Here is a 17,666-nt window from a genome sequence, read left to right as displayed (position 1 = left end):
TTGATGACCACCACGCACACGCGGGCAGCGGATGCCGCGGCCCTCTCACCCCAAGACGCCGAACGCGGCCGTGCGCTCACCGGTATGAAGCGGCTCGCGGCCGGACTGCTCGTGCTAATGGCCGTCATTTTCACGGTGTCGTTCGCCCTGCAGGACCGATACCCGTGGCTCGCCTTCGTGCGGGCGGCGGCCGAGGGCGGCATGGTGGGTGCCCTGGCCGACTGGTTCGCCGTCACGGCCCTGTTTCGGTATCCGTTGGGGCTGCGCATTCCGCACACGAACATCATCGCCACGCGCAAGAACGAGATTGGTGCGAGCCTCGGTGAGTTTGTGGAAGCTAATTTTCTCGCCGAGTCTGTGGTGCGCGGCAAACTGGAGTCCGTGGGAATTTCCCGCCGTGTGGGCCACTGGCTGGCCGTGCCCCACAACGCCGAGCGTCTCAGCACCGAACTATCGAGTGGCGCTCGCGGAGTGGTGGAGCTGCTGGATGACGACGCGATTAGGAGTTTGATTGAGTCGCTGGCACGGGAACACCTCGTGGCGCCGGAGTGGGGCCCGAGCATCGGCCGGGTGGGGGAGCGTCTCGTGTCCAACGGTCAGCAGCATGCAGGTGTCGACCTGCTTCTAGACCGTGCCGACGGGTGGCTGCGTGCTCACCCGGAGGCCTTCGGCCGAGCGGTGTCGGCCCGATTGCCCAGCTGGATGCCCGGATTTGTCGACAAACTGGTGGACGACAGGGCCTACCGGGAGGTGATTGCCTTCGTGGAGGGTGTTCGCGCCCAGCCGACGCATCCCGTGCGACAGGCGATTGACCGCTACCTCGGTGAGGTCATGGACGACCTGCAACACGAGCCCATCATGATTCAACGTGTGGAATCTCTCAAAGCGGGGCTGCTCGACAGTCCGCGGCTGCGCGAGTTCGCGGGGGAAACCTGGGAGTCCGTGAAGGCATCGTTCGTTACGGCTCTCGACGACCCGCAGAGTGCGGTGCGCCGTGGCATCCGCGACACCCTGACGGACTTCGGCACGCGGTTGGAGCAGGACACTGCCCTGGGCGCTCGCCTCGACCGGTGGCTCGTGGATTCGGTGACGACGCTCGTGCAGAACTACGGGCACGAAATTGCCGGAGTGATCACCGAGACGGTGGAGCGTTGGGACTCGGCGGAGACATCGGCCAAAATCGAGCTCCAGGTGGGGAGGGACCTCCAGTTCATCCGCATCAACGGCACCATCGTGGGTTCGCTGGCCGGTCTCACCATTTACGCCGTGGCCCAGGGCGTCTCCAGCCTGTTCTAAACGATCGTCTGCTCGGATTCCACGCTGGCGCTGGCGAAGCGGGCGATAGCTTCGTTCCGCATGTCGATCTTGCGAATCTTGCCCGATACGGTGAGCGGAAACGCCTCTCGAACGTCGGTGTACCGCGGCACCTTGAAGTGCGCCAGGCGCCCGTGGCAGAACGCGGCGAGGTCTTCGGCGGTTACCGTGTCGACGCCCGGCTTCAGGATGATGCAGGCCATCAGCTCCTCGCCGTACTTCTCGTCGGGCACACCAATCACCTGCACGTCGTGGATTGACGGGTGGCGGTAAAGGAATTCCTCAATCTCGCGGGGATAGATGTTTTCGCCCCCGCGAATCACCATGTCCTTGATGCGTCCTTCCACGGTGATGTACCCCTCGGCATCCATGCTGGCGAGGTCACCCGTGTGAATCCAACTCTCCTCGTCAATGGCTTCCCGGGTCTTGTCTGGCTCGTTCCAGTAGCCCGAGATCACGCTGTACCCCCGGGTGCACAGCTCACCGATTTCGTCCCGCTCCACGGTGTCGCCGGTCAGGGGATTAACAATCTTGTTCTCCAGATGCGGCATCGTGCGCCCCACGGTCGAGGTGCGGCGTGCAACCGTATCGTCGCTGCGCGTCATCGTCGACACCGGCGAGGTCTCGGTCATCCCATAACAGATGGCCACATCCACCATATTCATCTCCTTGATCACACGCGTCATGACGGCGACCGGGCAGGTTGATCCTGCCATCACACCCGTGCGCAGTGTCGACAGGTCGTAGTCGGCAAAGTCGGGCAGTGCCAGCTCGGCCATGAACATGGTGGGGACCCCATACAGCGAGGTTCCACCGTGATCCTGAACCGCTTGCAGCGCAGCGGATGCCGTGAAGCCGCGCCCCGGAATGATCGCGGCAGCCCCATGCGAATACACATTGAGGTTACCGATGACCATTCCAAAGCAGTGATAAAACGGCACCGGAAGGACGACCCGGTCTTTTTCGGTGTACTGGAGAAGCTCGCCAATAAAGTAGCCGTTGTTCAGAATGTTGCGGTGGGTGAGTGTGGCGCCCTTCGGAAACCCGGTCGTTCCCGATGTGTACTGCAGATTGATCGGGTCACTCGAACTCAGCTCGTCCATGCGGTCTCGCAGGTCGAGTGGTGAAATAGCCTGTCCGGCGGTCACCACTGCGTCATAGCTGAACTCGCCCGGCTGGCCGGCTCCGCCATCATCGGACAGGAAAACGAGTTCCCGCAGTTCGCTGCAGCTGGCGAGTGCGTCGCGGGCCATGCTCGGGTAGTCACTGTTTTTGTCGGACGGTGCGGAGATGAGCATGCGCATGCCGCACTGCCGAATGACATATTCCAGCTCTGTCAGGCGGAAGGCGGGGTTCACGTTCACCAGGATCGCGCCGATCTTGGCAGTCGCATACTGAACGATTGTCCACTCGGCGCAGTTGGGTGACCAGATCCCCACCCGATCGCCGCGCTTCAGCCCCAATGCCAGGAGGCCACGGGCGCACTCATCGACGGCGGCGTTCAACTCCGTGTAGGTCCACTGCCTGTCGGTGGCAACCTCAATCAGGGCATCCCGATGCGGAAACCGCGCCACGGTCTGTTCAAAGTGATCGCCGATGGTCGATTCGAGAAGTGGCTGGCTTGACAGGGTCTGCGAGTACGACAGCATGTGCGGGATCTCCCTTGATCACCGTGGACAGCCGTGCCGCCGCCACACGTGCACCGTACCAACTTCTGCTGCGCCACATGCGCATATTTCATTTGTGGGCCCCGTCGGGCTCGAACCGACGACCCAAGGATTAAAAGAACGTGCGGGAACATTACCCAGACAAACCACCGTGGCCCGAGGTCGACCGAGATAAACCGAATTCCCCAGTGATTTCGCGCGCTAATGGTGGTTGAGGAGCCATTCCGTGGGGGGCTTCGGAGTAAGGCGGAACCCCGCGGCGGAGCGCGGTCGGAGGGGTTATCGGAGGGGTTGCCTTCGACTGCGATTACCAGCGGCGAGGCTCGGGATCGTGGATCACATACGGCCGCACGACGTGCGCCACACGGCGGCCAGTTTGTGGCTGGCAGCCGGGTTCAAGCCTTACGAGGTGAGCCGCTGGCTCGGGCACGCGAACCTCGTCACGACCGACACCGTCCATGGATACCTCTCTCCGCCTGACTACTCCAGCGCGATCGAGCGCTTCGAGTTGTTCGTGTCAGAGGGCGCTGCCACTATGTAGGCGTAGACCAAGGAGACATCATGCCGTTCCACTTAGGACCGATGGACGAGACGTTCGCCCCGGCACGTTGGTCTGCGCCCGACTACGCGCGGGAGGGCGAAGTCTCGCGCGCTTGGCTCCCGCCGGAGATAATCGTTGGGCATCTCGTCATCCAGGACGAGTCAGCCCTCGTCTGGTTGTCCGCAGCCGGTCCGGACAAACCAGAGGCGTATGCGGCTCGCATCATTGTCCAGGACATCCTCCGAGAGGCGTTGGCGGAAGGTTTGTCGGCTCGTGAAACGGTGGAGATGGCACGAGCCGCGATCCTCTTCGAGGCTCCAGACATCGTCAAGCTTCCGGAGCTGATGGCCGATCTTCGGAAGCAATGGGGGCGGTAGTTCGATGTTGCCCACCGGGACCGACCATTACTGCAGCATCGCGAAGGCTCGTCTACGACCGAAGACGCGGGGTTTTTCGCGGGGATCGCAAGGGCGTTAGAGCAGTTGTCCCGCGTCCACGCCCAGCGCGTCAGCAAAGCGATAAATGTTGTCGAGGCTGACGTTACGTTCGCCGCGTTCAACGCTGCCCATGTAGGTGCGGTGAACTCCGGCCAACTCTGCCAGCGCTTCTTGGCTGAGCCCGAGTTGCAGCCGTAGCTCTCTGATGCGGTGCCCAAACGCGACGCGGCGGTCGTTTTGTATCGGGGCTACGGCAGGCACTATCCAAGCGTCGGCGTGTGCACACTATGGGTCTACAGACTATGAGTAGCATTTGACTATGCATCTCGACGCGCCACGCGGCTTCCGTAATCCTGACCGCGTTGCGGACCGACTAGCGATGCTCGAAACCGCGCCGAGCGCTCAACCCTTGCGCGATTGGGCTGACGACCTCGCTGCGCGGCGGAAAGTCGTAGTTCCGCACTTTGACCCCGCAGAGGCCGGTGTGGATGCTCGCGTCCTGATGCTGCTTGAAGCGCCGGGGCCGATGGCCAACGAGCACGGTGGGCGGCCTGGCTCAGGCTTCATTTCAGTTGACAATGACGACCCGACGGCCCAGAACATCTGGACTACGCGTAACGATGTTGGCCTGCATGACGGAGTGCTCGTTTGGAATATCGTGCCGTGGTACCTCGGACCCGCGAGCATCCATCCCACTGTGAGTGTGATGGCGCAAGGCGCTATGGAGCTTAGACGGCTCTTGCCGCTATTGCAGAACGTTTCCGCAATTGTCCTTTCGGGGCGCTACGCACAAAGCGGCTGGAAAAAGCACGTTGCACCCTTCGTCGGAAGTGCGCTGACCGTGTTCGAGACGTGGCATCCGTCCGCATTGTCGTTCAATCAGCCGGGACATAGCGACGATTTCAAGCGCGCTCTTGAACGGGCTGTCCGTTACGCCTAGATTCGCGCGTAAAGCCACAAGAGCTTGGCCATGCGCTGACGAACCGCCACGATAGCTCCCCGGCGTAGGGGTCGGATCGTTATCAAGCCGTGACATCACCGCCGGTGACCGCGATGCACCGTCGCGCGCCGTCGCAACGGACAGCTGCGGTCTCCATCCTGCCGGGGCTGTAGGTTGACGGTGCCTCGCGGTCAATTCCGGCTGTTTGCCTTGCCACCCGCTCGACGTACAACCTTGGGTAAACCGCGCCAACGCGGCCCAACCGAGAGGCAACGAAATGAGTAAATTTACTGGCGTCCCTATGAGCGAGATAGTCGCCGACAGCGAGATAGTCTCCGACCATGTCGCGATGGTAGGGGGCGAACTGTACACGATGATTGTGCAGTACTGGAGGGCGATGGACGGGCGTCCACCCCTCTATGAGTTCGCGCTGGACGTTTCCGAGCACTTCGCGATGCTGATGGGCGACGAGGTTATGCTGCGGGAACTGGGTAGCGACAGTGCGCCATTCGCATAGGAGCTTGCGTTCTAATCGCTATGCGCCAATCTCATGGCAGGACGGGGCGGAATGGTCCGAGTGCCCGTCTCCGCCCCGTTCGTCATCTCCTGCCACACACAGCCACGACTAGGTGCGATGCGCGTGGCTAGTCCCGACGGAAGCCGGGTGTGAGCTGAGTCGAGCCGGGGTTTGGGTTGGTGGCGGGGTCGTAGTTCCCGGACTGCGGGATGAACGGCGAGCCGGGGCGCATTCCCTCCCGACGCAGCAACCTTGCGCGCTCGCTCACTGACAGGCCGCGCGGAGTGCCGTCGGGTCTGGGGTACTGCGGACCGGCCTGGCCTTGGAACTCGCTGCGGTCGGTGAACTTGGGCATGGTTTCCTCCTTGTTTACCTTCAAGTCTCCCTCGCGGTGAACCCTCTCCGCTTTACCGTGCGCAATCAGAAAGTGCACTTCATCAGCTATTTAATTCTGGAGACGAGTTGCCATTTGGCCTGCCGGTGGAGTTAAGTTACTCCCGTCACAAACCGGCAAGCAACGGAGGAATCGATGGCCAGACCATCCCAAGGCATCGCTCAAGGGGTGCGAATCGAGACGATGGTGCCCGCCGAAGTCAGCGCGGCGATCGACTCGCTCGTGGCTCTGTCAGGCGGCACCAGCAAGGCGACCTTCGTCCGGCAGGCGCTACTCGCCGGGTTGCAGCCGTACGGTCTCGTGTATCCCGAGGTCGCCGCAGCGCTCGCCACCACCAAACAAGCAGGACCGACCAACCGAGAGAGGAAATGAACAAGGCCCGGACCCCACCACCAGAGGACCTGGAGCCCTACACCGAGCTTCATCGGCAAACTCGACCCGCGAACAGGGCTGCCTGAGTATCCGCGCGACGGACGCAGCCAGTTTCTGGAGAAGGCCCTCACGCAGACGGCAGGGGACTTCCAGTCAGCGACCAACACGCTCGCTGATCGGCTGGACACCGTAGCCGATGAGTTTGCCGAGGTCTTCGAGGCCGAGGACAAACGCCGTGCGACCGTCGCCCGCATCCAGAACACCGCCAACCCCGAGGCAGTCCGCCTCGACCGCGCTCGCAAGAACCGAATCGGCTAAGGAGACCACATCATGAGCAACATTCCTGGAGTGAAGAAAGTTGAAAGCCCCGAAGGCGGCGAGCTCGACCAGACGCCCTCTGTTCAGCCGAGCGGCTACTTCCCGACATACGTTTCCGACGAAGCCCTCGACCAGCCACGTATCGCTGCGCGCAATGCGACGTACCCGAATTCCGAGGTCGAACGTCGGACCGTGGCCGCAGTCGATGAGGAGGTGTTCGACCGGGTCCGGCCCATGGAGCAGATAATCACGGCGCAGGCAGAGAGCCACGTAGCCCGAGGCAAGGCTTCCGTCGAAGCCGCATTCTCGCTCCTGCAAGAGTTGGAGGCCGTCCGGGACGATCTGCGGCGTGGCAAGGACACCTCCGAACTCACTCGCCGATACACCAAGCTCTGCCGGGAGGTCGAGAGGGTGCGCGGCCTCCAACAGAGCTACAGCCGGAGCGCAGATAGCCTGCGCGCCAAGGTGGCCGACCCAATTGCGGCAACGCAGCGGACACTGTCGATGATGCCGCGCGACAACTTCCGGCCCATCAACACGCAGCAGCGCCTGCAGTAACAAAACAATCCCGGCAGTCGCGCCTGAGGTCCGGAGCGCAACCGCCGGGGTCGATCATCCCGAACAGAAATCAGGAGGAAACCAAATGTCTGTATCAACTATTGTACCGTCTGCGGCGTTCGTGCCGCTTGTCAGCCCGTTCGAGACTTACCATTCCGTATTTTGGGAGGTGGAGGATGAGCCCGACCTGGCGCTTACATCGAAGACGCGCATGCTGGCGCTCCCGGCAATTGCGTTGGCCACGCTTCGGTACGTCGCAGCTCCCGCCGAGTGCATGCACCCGCAGACGCGGGGCATCGTGACCGAGGCGAGCATGCGGCTCGCGGTCTGGAAGGATCGCGGCGCGCGCATGTCCGCCTGGACCGTCGCGCGGAGCTTTCAGGGTCTGTTCTTCGGGGGCGACTTGGCATGGAGCAGACGCGTCCCGCTGAAGGGTCTCGACCTCATCCGCGCGACCGACGAACTCGGCTGCGAAGCGCTTGAGTGGTACTGCGATGTGCCGAGCGATATTGACCCGTACGCCTTCCAGACGGTGCGCCTCCACAAGGCTCTGGAACGCTACGCACCAACTGTCGAACCGCTGAGAAAATCAGGGCCGTCCGACGCTCACCAGCGGCGACCGACCCGTTTCAGGTAAACTCGGAACTAGACCGGCGCAGACCGGAATACGAAACCAAGACATAGCCCAGCAGGGCATCAACATCGAGCAGTACCTCTATGCAGGATCGCTCTTGCGAGGCACGTCGTCTTCCGCACTACGGAGAAAGCGGACGACTGGACGACGAAAGCTTCAACAGTAGCGAGTAGGCAGAACGGCATTCACCCGGTCCAAGGGACTTAGGGCGTACGAGACGAGAGGCTTCCAACTCATCACCGATGGGTTGCAGCCCCGTACGTGCGCCTTTACGCATTTAAGGCGCGAACTCCCCGGAGGAATTCGCAATGTCCGTTCAGAACCCCCGCGCTCGCCGCTGGTTAGACACAGCAGAAGCTGCCCAGTACCTTGGCCTGTCCGAGCGACAGGTCGTCCGCGCTCGCCAGTCCGGCAGGCTCGGCTACACGAGGCTCGGCGGCCTCCACGCTCGCTACACGCAGGAGCAACTCGACACCTACATCGAAGCCTGCACCGTCACGCCGCGCAGCGACGCGAAGTAGACCACCGTGGCAACGAATCGGGCGAATGCGTCCGAGATACCCCCACCCTTGCAACGGGTTATCGGTCTTCTGGATGGAGTGAGAAACTCCGGAGACACCCAGTATCAGGCGCTCTGCCCGCAACACGACGATCGTGAGGCCTCGCTGTCTATCTCTTGGGGCGATAGAGGCAAAGTGCTCCTCGACTGCAAAGCAGGATGCGACACGGCAGACGTCATCGCAATTCTCGGGTTGAAGTGGTCTGAACTCTCGGAAGCGAGCGTCGAGGAAGCGGTTTACTCATACTGCGACGAGGACAACAACCTCCGATACGAGGTCGTGCGCAAGTCAGGTAAGCAGTTCCGCCAGCGCCGACCAGACCCCGCGCGCAAGGGCAAGTGGGTCTACAACCTAGACGGTGTCGAGCTGCTGCCGTACCGGTTGCCGGAACTGGCCGAGGCGCTGAACACCGGTGTTGATGTCATCGTTGTAGAGGGCGAGGCGGATGCCGAGGCCGCGCGACAGGCATACGACATTGTCGCGACTTGCAACTCTGGCGGCGCGAATAAATGGACGGCTGTGCACGCCAGGCACTTCCGCGATACCGCGAGCTTCATCAGCATCGTTGCCGACCGCGACGCACCGGGCTACAGACACGCGCTTTCGGTCTACCAGTCGTTGCTGAAGGAAGGGGTCAAAGCCGAGCAGATGGAGATCGTGCATGCAGCGGTGGGAAAGGACCTCCGCGATCACTGTTCCGACTATGGCCTCGAGGAGCTAATTCGCATTGAACCGGAGGACATCCCGGCGCTGGTTGGAGAGGCTGCAAAGTCGACGCCCGACGCGCCACCCCAGAGTCGCGTTGTCGTGCAGGCCGCTTCGCTGATCCGGTCCCGGCGACAACGCTTCCTCTGGGAGAACCGCCTGCCCATTGGCACCCTCACGCTATTTGCGGGACGCGGTGGAGTCGGCAAATCCACCTTCGCAATCTGGGCTGCGGTGGAAGCGCAATTCGGGCGACTCCCGGGCGACTTCCAAGACGAGCGCAGCACGGTTCTGTATGTCAGCGTGGAGGACGACTGGGAGACTCAGATGAAGCCTCGGCTTACCGCTGCCGGAGCCGACATGGACAGCTTCTACAGACTCGGCATTGAACACACCGAAGACGCACAAACCGGTGAGCGAATTCCAAATTTTCCTGAGGACATCCCGCTAATTGCGCAGGCCATCAGGGATACCAAGGCGCGGCTCGTCATTCTTGACCCGATCACGTCTACGATCCAGGGCGACGACCACAAGGTGCAAGACGTGAGAGCAGTGTTGGACCCGCTCGCACGTCTCGCGTCCGAAACCGACACCGTCATTCTCGGGATTATGCACTTCAACAAGGGTGCCGGGCACGTTTCGGACAAGCTCTCCGGTAGTCACGCGTACCGGGATGCAGCCCGCTCGGTCATCTTGTTCGCCCACGACGAGGACAACGATTCTGTCGTGCTGTCTCAGGACAAGGGCAACTACTCGCGGATGGAAGCGGGGTCTCTGGCCTACCGCCTGGTGGACACCTTGGTCGAGCTAGACGACGGCGAGAGCGCTCACGTCGCTCAGGTGGAGATGCTTGGTGCCACGTCCGTTTCTGTCTCAGAAATCATCAACCGCCCATCCGACGTGGACGAAGTCGTGCGCTGGTTGCAGACGTTCATGGCTGAAAGCAACGGGCGCGTCGATGCCTCCGAGGGGTTGACGGTGGGCCTGGGCGAGGGTTTCAGCAAAAGCCAAATCGGGCGCGCCAGGAATCGGTGCCGGCCAAAGGTCATCTCTAAGAAGGGCGGCATGGACGGCGGGTGGGAGTGGGTGTCCGAAGAATCCGGCCAAGAACCTGTTAGCGGGCAGAGCGGGTTCTTCCGCAAATACAAGCTCTCGGAGCGGGTTCTTCACGAGCCGGATTCGGTCGCACAAGACGACGCGTTCTTCAGCGCCGACGAAGAACCCGCATCACCTGAAGAACCCGCTAAAGACCTCAGTAAATCAAGAAGAACCCGCTCTAGGAGCACACAGAGCACTTCGGCGGGTTCTTCGGGAACCAACCCCAAGAAGAAGATCAACCGAGAACCAACTACAGAGATGGAGAGATGAAATGAGCGGCAAGAGCTTGAACCCTATACAAAGCGTGACCCTATGCAAGGCACGGAGGCGCAACGGACAGCCGTGTGGAAATCGACCGATCAACGGGGCGACGGTCTGTCGCATGCACGGAGGCGCGGCTCCGCAGGTGCGCGCTGCGGCGCAGGTGCGATTGCTTATGCGTGCAGACGACCTAATGTCCGCGCTGCTGAGGATCGCCCTGGACGACAAGCTGCCTCTGCAGCACCGCCTAGTCGCCATCCGCGACGGCCTCGACCGGGCGAACCTCGCAGGCAAGCAGGAGATCGAGATCGGTGTCACAACGAACAGCACATTCGACGACGTGCTGGAAGGCGTGTTGATTGACGTTGCCGAGGAGGACCTCAACGTGATCGATGCAGTTGTGGTGGACGAGGAGGATGCGGTGCAGAGCCGTCGAGATGTCTCGGTGTTCCGAGAGGTCGAACGCCAAAAGCGTCAGCGGCGAGCGGCGACCAACGCAGAGCGCGCAGAGCAGGAGCGGGAGCTATTCGCGCAGGCTCCGCCCGAACCGGAGACTCGAGCGTCCAAGCTCACCCGAGCGCAGTACCTGTTGGCAAGGGAGGGCGGCGCGAACTTCTCCAGCCGGGGTCTCGGCGTGGACGCAGCCGAAGCCGGGGACGGACGGCGCAAGGCGCGCTCAAGCCGGGCGGACCTCGGCTGAGATGCAGCAGAGGCCCACGAGGATGGGCGGTCCCACACGCACTGAGCAAGAGCGCACACCGGGCTGAGTTGCCTCATTCCGACCACGTAAATGGCCAGCAAAAAGAGTTGTTGCCTTATGCAACAAAAGCAAGTTTAACTTCCTCGGAGCGGTGACGAGGATCACCGCTCGGAAATGAACAAGGAGAAACCACGATGTCGAACACCAAGAAAACCCCGGCCCTCGCTGTCTACGCAGACAAGGAAGTAACCCCGGTCATCGCCGCCTACGCCGCATGGCTGGAGGAGCAGACCGGCTACAAGGTAGACCCGCTGTCCGTCTACCTCAGCTCGGCCCTCCGCGGCACGTTCCAGAAGAGCGAGGGCAACCAGACACGCATCGCGACCCGAGCCGCCGAGCTTGAAGCGGAGGCCAGGGCCAAGGCCGCACGCAGGCTCGCCGCCGAGGCCGCCTACGCCAAGGCCACCGCTCCCAAAGCCGAGCCGAAGGCCAAGGCTCAGACCACCGAGCCTGCGACCAAGACCGCGATTCGCCATCGTCCAGTGAAGGCCGCTCCGGCCACGACCACCGAGCCGGTTCAGGCATGACCAAGCGCATGCTCGGCTATCTGCGCATCAGCCGCGCCGACAGGAGCCGCGACACCTCGCTCGGCATCGAGGCGCAGCGTGAAGCGATCCTGTCCACGGCGACTGTCAAGGGCTGGGAGATCGTCGGGTGGAACGTGGACGACGGCGTATCCGGCAAGGACACCGACCGTCCCGGCCTGCAGGCCGCGCTCGCCGTTTTGCGGAATCGGAAGCGTCGCACTGCCGACGGCCTCGTCGCAGCCAAGCTCGACCGCCTATCTCGGTCGGTCATCGACTTCGGCGACCTGCTTGCCACCTCACACCGGCAGCGTTGGGCCATCGCCGTGCTGGACTTTGACCTCGACACCGGCAACGCAACAGGCCGCTTCATCGCCGGGGTACTGATGCAGGTGGCGCAGTTCGAGCGGGAGCTGATCGGCGAGCGCACGTCAGCCGCCTTGGCAGCGCTGAAGGCGGAGGGCGTTCAACTCGGTAAGCCCTCGCAGGTCACGCCGGAGGTGCAAGCTGCCATCCTGCAGCACCGCGCGGCAGGGTTGAGTCTTTCCGCCATCGCCCGGCGGCTCAACATCGACGGTATACCCACACAGAGCGGTGCCGGCCAATGGTCACACACCGTCGTCGGCGGCGTCGTCCGTCGTTCTGCAGAAAAGGTCGCAGCATGAGTTTCGAGCCGCACACAGTCGAGGACGGCGGATACTGATGGCCCATGTGCGCGAGGTGCAACGCAAGACCGGAATCGCCTATGAGGTCCGCTGGCGATCCGGCTCCTCCTTCAAGCAGCGTTCATTCAAGGTCAAGCGCGAGGCCGAGAGGTTCGCACTCCGGGTGGAGAACGACCTTGCGGAGGGCACCAGCACTGAACCGTTGGTGAAGAATTCCAAGACCCTCGGCGACGTTGTGACAGCGTCTCTGGCGGCTAGCAAACCGGCGCTCAAGCCGCTGTCCTACAGAAGCTCAGAATCGGTCTATCGGAACCATGTCCTGCCTGCGTTCGGCAGTCGGCGCATCTCCACGATCACGCGGGCGGAGGTCCAAACCTGGATTGTCGCGCTCACTGGCAAGGGGTTAGCTCCGGCGACGGTGCACCACTGCTTCGTTGGGCTGAGCAAGGCGTTCAAATTCGCTGCGGCCGACAGGCTCATTACCTACAATCCATGTGACGGCGTGCGCCTTCCGAAGCCACAGACTGCCGACGCGTTCGCTCCAGCCTTCCTCACAGCGGCAGACGTAGAGCGCGTCGGTGCAGCACTGGACGGCTCTGCACCGGGCGGGCTTCTGGTCCGGTTCGCTGCATTTACTGGCCTACGGGCAGGCGAGCTGATGGGGCTCCGGGTCGGTGACGTGGACCTCGCAGCGGGACATATTCGAGTGCGCCAGACCCTGCACAAGATCGCGGGGGAGTGGGTCATCGGCACGCCGAAGTCCAAGCGTTCAACCCGCGACGTTCCGCTCATGCACAGCGGACTCATTGCCGAGCTACGCAGATACAAGATGCTGCACCCGCACTCTGGCGATCCGGGAGCGTTGTTCTGGCCGGGCCGCGCTGTCGGCACTCACGCGGTGGACTTCGAGCGCGTTCTCGATGTTGGCAGTTTCCGGCGGAACTACTTCCGGTACGCGCTCCGCGCAGTCGGCCTCCCAGAGATGCGCGTGCATGACCTACGCCACACGGCGGCCAGTTTGTGGCTGGCAGCCGGGTTCAAGCCCTACGAGGTGAGCCGCTGGCTCGGGCACGCCAGTGTCACCACGACCGACAGCATTTACGCGCACCTGTACCCCAGCGACTACACCGAGCATGTGGCTCGATTCGACGCATTTGTTGATTCCGCGCGTTCCACTGTCTAGCGTCGCCCTTGAGTGCCAATAGGCTGGGGTGAATTTCGACACTGGGGTGATATGTGACGGTTCCCGTCTTAGACAGCCGAACTGGGTTTCTTCCGCTCGGTCGGTTCAATGCAAATCTTGACGAAGTCAAGGCTACGTACGTTGATGGAGCGGGGTATTCAACTTCGAGCACACGAAGCAAGATCTGGTCCGACTTCGAATCAGCGACGAATGAACTTAGGCGAATCGTGCCTGTTGCATGGGTGTGGATCGGCGGTAGCTTTATCAGCAACAAGTCCGACCCTGATGATCTAGATGTTGTCTACTGGTGCGAGGACCGTCTTGTCGACCAGGTGTCAGACCCTAATGACAAACTGGTTCTACAGCTTTTCGCAACAAACCAGGTGCGGGAGGTGACGGGGCTGAGAGTGGATACCCGATATTGCCGATGGCATGTTCGTCCTGAAGCCGGTGTTCAAAACACAATTGAGCACCATCAATACACAATGGAACGAGGGTTCTGGGATGACTTCTGGCTTCGGAAGCGTACTGGTGAAAAAAATGCTCCAGCGGTGCGCGAGGATGCGCTCCCGCGTCGTGGGTACCTAGAAGTAATGTTGGATGGACCCGATGTCATTTGATTGGATGGGCTATCGCGCACGGTTGGATCTGGAGCGACCAGAGTTGCTTTGGGAAGATGCTGCGGACCTCAGCAGGCTTAGCCTGAGCTCTTTCTTCGCCGAACTGAGTCCTGTGCGGCGCGATGTTTCGCTCGGGTTTCTCAGACTTACTGGTGACGGGGTGGATGGTCATTCGGCGGCCGTCGACGACGTCGCCGAAGTCATGCGCCACTTCCAGCGCCTTGTTCTCGCGTCCGGACTCTCGCTGACGGGACGAACCTCCTTGAGAGGCCAGTTGCCTGGCGATATCGTCTCGAAGACCAGGCTCAATCTGGATGGGTCCGCGATTCCGGGCAGCCTCGTTCTCCAGCTCGTGCCCGCGATGCTACCGCGCGACGAAGTGCTGCCAAGCGGCCAGGCCGAGTTCCTAAATGATGGCGAAGAGCAACTGGTGGATGCTGCGCTAGCTCGATCCATTGACCTGTTGAACATGAGTAAGGATTCAGGGCCAAACGCTGACGACTCCGAGTTTGTAGCGTCTTTGCGTGAAGCTGGTCCACGGGTGGCAACGACTCTTCGAGATTTCGCGGGGGCACTAGTCGATGCCAATTTTGAAACGGAAGTCGCATGGATGCAACCGCGGCGCAAGCGGTTGGGCTCGCGCATGAGCACTGCGGAGCTGACGCACCTTGGAAAATTGGTTGAGTCGCGAGAGCTGGCGAGGGAACCGGTGCTTCTCAAAGGCACATTGCGTACCGTGAGTGATATTGGCCCGCTGAAGATCGACATTGGTGACGGAGAAATTGAGACGGTGGATGCAAAACACCTCCCAGAGTCGGACATCAAACAGCTTCTTGTCGGTATGTCGGTCGAAATTCACGCGTCGGCGACAGAAGAAGTCGGGGCCGCTGGAGATTCCAAGACAAAGTACTCCGCCACAGCCATAAGGCTTATTCGCTAAAGCGACGGTTTTGGAGGGGTTTTGGAGGGGTTGATGCGCTTCCGCTAGGGAAGGCGACAACCCCTCTCCCAAACAAACACTTGTGGGCCCCGTCGGGCTCGAACCGACGACCCAAGGATTAAAAGTCCTTTGCTCTACCAACTGAGCTAGAGGCCCGCACACACCAATGTACCGTGGATTTGTGGCGCGCTTTTCTGGGTAGCGTTGAGAGCAACCGAAATCGACTGATTTCGTCCCGTTTTCGCGGGGCAGCCAACGCACTGAGATATCGCCATAATACGAGTTCAGAGAGACGGGAGAACCCCCTTGTCCGACAACTTTCATAAACCCACCCAGTTCTCCAGCAACAAGTTTGAGGCGTTCAAGGGTGGGGAAGATCCCGAGGCGATCAGCCGTGTCGCCCACGAGACCGCCCTGGCGCTGCTCAGTCGGGTGCGGGCGGACCCGGACCCGGCAACGGTCGAACGGTTGGTGGCCTACACCGATGAGAACGGCATCGATGCGGTTGCTGAACTGTGGTCGCGTGCCACGCCGCGGAGCCTCCCCGGGGCGCTGTGGCGCATTTACCTCATTCGACTGCTGATTCGTCAGGACCCGGAAGGCACCGCGTATCTGTACCAGCGCGGAATCGAGCTGGAGCGAACGATTGACCATGTGGTTGCGGGCGCTGCGGTGCCCACCGGTCCGATCGAGATTATTGCGCTCGCCGACGAAATTCTTCGCGGCCTCTTCACCGGTGATTTTGCGGTTGCTCTCGAACGTGCCGCCGCGTACTGTCGTGTCACCGCCACCGGTTGCACCAGTGTTGCCGACGATCTTGAGCAGACCGAACCGGCACGATCCTCCGAGCTCACCACGCGTGCCCTGCGCTTTTCGACGACGGCGGCCGAGTTTACGTCCTGTGCCAGGCTGTGGCGGAGCGAGTCGCTCGAGTAGTTCGCGCGACCGACCTGCAACCTGAACGGGAGCTGTCGGTGCCCGCCTGAGCACGTGCGGCGGGGAGCATTTCGCGTAGACTGAGAGCTGGTCGGGCCGCAGTAATCCCGGGTTCCATTATTTGCCGCTTCGAGCGGCCTCGCGCCGAGAGGTGCTCTGCGGCCCGGCCTCACCTATTTTTTTTGCAACATTTTGCAGTCAGAACCAATCCATCTGGGACTTCGCACCGAACCCTCTCCATGGAAAGGGATTGAACCTGACATGCTTGGTCTTATGACTACTGATTTAAACCTCGACGACTCGTCGGTGGAACCTCTCTCCAAAGAGGAACTGCTGGCACGGGTAGCCCGTGGCGACGAATTGGCATTCGGAGAGCTGTATGACGCGATCGCCCCTCGGGTGCTTGGCCTGGTCAAGCGGCTCCTGGTAGACCATGCGCAGTCCGAAGAAGTGTCCCAGGAGATTTTTCTGGAGATTTGGCAAACGGCGTCGCGGTACGAGGCAACGCGTGGCGGCGCATCCACGTGGATTATGACCATGGCGCACCGACGTGCGGTCGACCGAATTCGGTCCTCGCAGGCCGGCCGCGACAGAGATTCAAAGATTGGTATCCGCGACCTCGCGGTAGCCTACGATCACGTTGCCGAAACCGTTGAGGTTCGGATGGAACACGAAAGGGTGGAGAAGGCAATGCTGAGACTGACGCAACTGCAACGACAGGCGGTCAGTCTGGCGTACTACGGCGGTTACACCCACAGCGAAGTTGCTGGCATGCTCAAGATCCCCCTCGGCACAGTGAAGACACGACTCCGCGATGGCTTGATTCGTCTGCGCGACGAACTGGGCGTGGCCTCATGACCGATAAGCGCGACAAGCGTGACGGTGAGAGCGTCGCAGAACTTGCCGGTGCCTACGCACTGGATGCGCTCAGCGACGCCGAACGAGCCGACTTTCAGGCCTACCTCTCTACGTCGGGGGCAGCGCGTGCGGAGGCAGCCGAGTTGAGTGACACCGCCGTGGCCCTGGGCCTCGCTGCCGCACCGGTGACGCCGTCGGCAGCGCTCCGCAGCAACCTTATGGCCATGATCGCGTCGACACCACAGCTGGCCCCGCTGAGTGCGACGCCGGTCATCCCCACCGCTGTGAACACCCACGCCTCAGCTCCGACCGCTCCGGTCGACGATCTCGTGGTGCCCGTGACCACTGCGGGGTCGGGCGCCGCGTCGGTGCGCGCCCAGCAACGCTGGTTTCAGCGTCCGGCTCAACTGCTGTTGGCGGCCGCGGCCGCTGTCGTGCTGTTCGTGGGTGGCACCTTCGCGGGTCAGGCCGTGAACAACAACCAGTTTGTCGAGCAACAGGCAGCCGGTATGGTTCAGATCACGGCAGCGTCAGACTCCGAGCGTGCGGTGACGACAACCGCCGACGGCCACGACGCCACGCTCGTGTGGTCCAACGCGCTCGGACTGTCAGCGGTTCTTCTCGATGACCTTCCGAGCCTCGGCAGTGACAGGGATTACCAGCTCTGGTACATCAACGCTGCGGGAGCGGCCTCGGCCGGAACGTTCGACTCCACCGGCTCGGGAACGTCGTGGCGCGTGCTTGACGGCGCCATGCACACGGGCGACACGGTAGGGATCACCGTTGAACCGCGCGGTGGCTCGGAACAGCCCACAACCGCCCCCATCGTGGCCTTTCAAAGTACCTAGGCAACGGCCGATTACC

At 61.9% G+C, this 17,666-nt stretch carries 23 protein-coding genes and 1 tRNA gene; 19 read left to right on the top strand and 5 right to left on the bottom strand.

Features of this window, described 5'->3' with window-relative positions; genetic code table 11:
- Positions 1-3: 3 nt before the first annotated feature.
- The gene (locus H4V99_RS13200) at positions 4-1,296 is read left to right on the top strand and encodes a DUF445 domain-containing protein (RefSeq protein ID WP_280679025.1); all 1,293 of its coding nucleotides are present in this window, start codon (positions 4-6) and stop codon (positions 1,294-1,296) included.
- Here H4V99_RS13200 and H4V99_RS13195 read toward each other — a convergent pair.
- Positions 1,293-2,963 carry an AMP-binding protein gene (locus H4V99_RS13195; protein WP_280679023.1) on the bottom strand — a complete coding sequence of 557 codons (1,671 nt, stop codon included), beginning with the start codon at positions 2,961-2,963 and terminating at the stop codon, positions 1,293-1,295. The two genes, H4V99_RS13200 and H4V99_RS13195, sit on opposite strands and share 4 nt — an antisense overlap.
- A gap of 244 nt (positions 2,964-3,207) precedes the next feature.
- On the opposite strand from H4V99_RS13195, the gene H4V99_RS13190 reads away from it, so the two are divergent.
- A complete protein-coding gene (locus H4V99_RS13190; RefSeq protein WP_280679021.1) occupies positions 3,208-3,522 on the top strand; it encodes a tyrosine-type recombinase/integrase in 315 nt (104 codons plus the stop codon).
- Positions 3,523-3,542: 20 nt separating this feature from the next.
- A complete protein-coding gene (locus H4V99_RS13185) occupies positions 3,543-3,899 on the top strand; it encodes a hypothetical protein (protein WP_280679019.1) in 357 nt (118 codons plus the stop codon).
- Positions 3,900-3,995: 96 nt separating this feature from the next.
- Here the strand turns inward: H4V99_RS13185 and H4V99_RS13180 are convergent, their stop codons facing one another.
- Positions 3,996-4,220, bottom strand: a complete 225-nt coding sequence (locus H4V99_RS13180) for a helix-turn-helix transcriptional regulator (protein WP_280679017.1) — start codon at positions 4,218-4,220, stop codon at positions 3,996-3,998.
- A gap of 58 nt (positions 4,221-4,278) precedes the next feature.
- On the opposite strand from H4V99_RS13180, the gene H4V99_RS13175 reads away from it, so the two are divergent.
- Both H4V99_RS13175 and H4V99_RS13170 read left to right on the top strand, forming a co-directional pair.
- Positions 4,279-4,899: a uracil-DNA glycosylase gene (locus H4V99_RS13175; protein ID WP_280679016.1), complete on the top strand. Its 621-nt coding sequence runs from the start codon at positions 4,279-4,281 to the stop codon at positions 4,897-4,899.
- A 301-nt stretch (positions 4,900-5,200) separates the two neighbouring features.
- On the top strand, positions 5,201-5,416 hold the full coding sequence (locus tag H4V99_RS13170; protein WP_280679014.1) for a hypothetical protein: 216 nt from the start codon (positions 5,201-5,203) through the stop codon (positions 5,414-5,416).
- A gap of 127 nt (positions 5,417-5,543) precedes the next feature.
- On the opposite strand, the gene H4V99_RS13165 is transcribed toward H4V99_RS13170, so the two are convergent.
- On the bottom strand, positions 5,544-5,771 hold the full coding sequence (locus H4V99_RS13165) for a hypothetical protein (RefSeq protein WP_280679012.1): 228 nt from the start codon (positions 5,769-5,771) through the stop codon (positions 5,544-5,546).
- A gap of 174 nt (positions 5,772-5,945) precedes the next feature.
- On the opposite strand from H4V99_RS13165, the gene H4V99_RS13160 reads away from it, so the two are divergent.
- The gene (locus H4V99_RS13160; RefSeq protein WP_280679010.1) at positions 5,946-6,182 is read left to right on the top strand and encodes a hypothetical protein; all 237 of its coding nucleotides are present in this window, start codon (positions 5,946-5,948) and stop codon (positions 6,180-6,182) included.
- A gap of 153 nt (positions 6,183-6,335) precedes the next feature.
- On the opposite strand, the gene H4V99_RS13155 is transcribed toward H4V99_RS13160, so the two are convergent.
- On the bottom strand, positions 6,336-6,509 hold the full coding sequence (locus H4V99_RS13155) for a hypothetical protein (RefSeq protein WP_280679008.1): 174 nt from the start codon (positions 6,507-6,509) through the stop codon (positions 6,336-6,338).
- Between the two features lie 3 nt (positions 6,510-6,512).
- Between H4V99_RS13155 and H4V99_RS13150 the strand changes: the two genes are divergently transcribed.
- From H4V99_RS13150 to H4V99_RS13105, 10 genes are all read left to right on the top strand, one after another.
- Complete coding sequence (locus H4V99_RS13150) at positions 6,513-7,058, top strand: hypothetical protein (RefSeq protein ID WP_280679006.1); 546 nt, start codon at positions 6,513-6,515, stop codon at positions 7,056-7,058.
- Between the two features lie 85 nt (positions 7,059-7,143).
- On the top strand, positions 7,144-7,695 hold the full coding sequence (locus H4V99_RS13145; RefSeq protein ID WP_280679004.1) for a hypothetical protein: 552 nt from the start codon (positions 7,144-7,146) through the stop codon (positions 7,693-7,695).
- Between the two features lie 305 nt (positions 7,696-8,000).
- On the top strand, positions 8,001-8,213 hold the full coding sequence (locus tag H4V99_RS13140) for a helix-turn-helix domain-containing protein (protein ID WP_280679002.1): 213 nt from the start codon (positions 8,001-8,003) through the stop codon (positions 8,211-8,213).
- Between the two features lie 6 nt (positions 8,214-8,219).
- Positions 8,220-10,325: an AAA family ATPase gene (locus H4V99_RS13135; RefSeq protein WP_280679000.1), complete on the top strand. Its 2,106-nt coding sequence runs from the start codon at positions 8,220-8,222 to the stop codon at positions 10,323-10,325.
- 1 nt (position 10,326) lies between these two features.
- Positions 10,327-11,016 carry an HGGxSTG domain-containing protein gene (locus tag H4V99_RS13130; RefSeq protein ID WP_280678998.1) on the top strand — a complete coding sequence of 230 codons (690 nt, stop codon included), beginning with the start codon at positions 10,327-10,329 and terminating at the stop codon, positions 11,014-11,016.
- Between the two features lie 194 nt (positions 11,017-11,210).
- Entirely contained in the window at positions 11,211-11,603 is a 393-nt protein-coding gene (locus H4V99_RS13125) for a hypothetical protein (protein ID WP_280678996.1), read from the top strand.
- Positions 11,600-12,265 (top strand): recombinase family protein, encoded by a 666-nt coding sequence (locus tag H4V99_RS13120; protein WP_280678994.1) that lies wholly within the window; start codon positions 11,600-11,602, stop codon positions 12,263-12,265. Before H4V99_RS13125 ends, H4V99_RS13120 begins: the two co-directional genes overlap by 4 nt.
- 37 nt (positions 12,266-12,302) lie before the next feature.
- Positions 12,303-13,448, top strand: a complete 1,146-nt coding sequence (locus H4V99_RS13115; RefSeq protein ID WP_280678992.1) for a tyrosine-type recombinase/integrase — start codon at positions 12,303-12,305, stop codon at positions 13,446-13,448.
- A 227-nt stretch (positions 13,449-13,675) separates the two neighbouring features.
- Positions 13,676-14,068 (top strand): hypothetical protein, encoded by a 393-nt coding sequence (locus tag H4V99_RS13110; RefSeq protein WP_280678990.1) that lies wholly within the window; start codon positions 13,676-13,678, stop codon positions 14,066-14,068.
- Positions 14,049-15,008, top strand: a complete 960-nt coding sequence (locus H4V99_RS13105; protein WP_280678988.1) for a hypothetical protein — start codon at positions 14,049-14,051, stop codon at positions 15,006-15,008. The genes H4V99_RS13110 and H4V99_RS13105 overlap by 20 nt, the downstream gene beginning before the upstream one ends.
- Before the next feature lie 83 nt (positions 15,009-15,091).
- Here the strand turns inward: H4V99_RS13105 and H4V99_RS13100 are convergent.
- Positions 15,092-15,164: transfer RNA gene (locus H4V99_RS13100), tRNA-Lys, on the bottom strand.
- A gap of 150 nt (positions 15,165-15,314) precedes the next feature.
- Between H4V99_RS13100 and H4V99_RS13095 the strand changes: the two genes are divergently transcribed.
- The 3 genes from H4V99_RS13095 (at position 15,315) to H4V99_RS13085 (ending at position 17,650) form a co-directional block, all read left to right on the top strand.
- Entirely contained in the window at positions 15,315-15,944 is a 630-nt protein-coding gene (locus H4V99_RS13095; RefSeq protein ID WP_280678986.1) for a DNA-directed RNA polymerase subunit beta, read from the top strand.
- A gap of 273 nt (positions 15,945-16,217) precedes the next feature.
- Positions 16,218-16,802, top strand: coding sequence for an ECF RNA polymerase sigma factor SigK (gene sigK / locus H4V99_RS13090; protein WP_280678984.1), 585 nt, complete (start codon positions 16,218-16,220; stop codon positions 16,800-16,802).
- A complete protein-coding gene (locus H4V99_RS13085; RefSeq protein WP_280678982.1) occupies positions 16,799-17,650 on the top strand; it encodes an anti-sigma factor in 852 nt (283 codons plus the stop codon). The genes sigK and H4V99_RS13085 overlap by 4 nt, the downstream gene beginning before the upstream one ends.
- The last annotated feature ends 16 nt before the right edge of the window (positions 17,651-17,666 follow it).

It is taken from the genome of Cryobacterium sp. CG_9.6 (assembly GCF_029893365.1).
In the GTDB taxonomy this organism is placed as follows: Bacteria; Actinomycetota; Actinomycetes; order Actinomycetales; family Microbacteriaceae; genus Cryobacterium.
The sequence above is the reverse complement of the archived record's forward strand: the minus strand, read 5'-3'. Positions and strand labels throughout refer to the sequence as shown.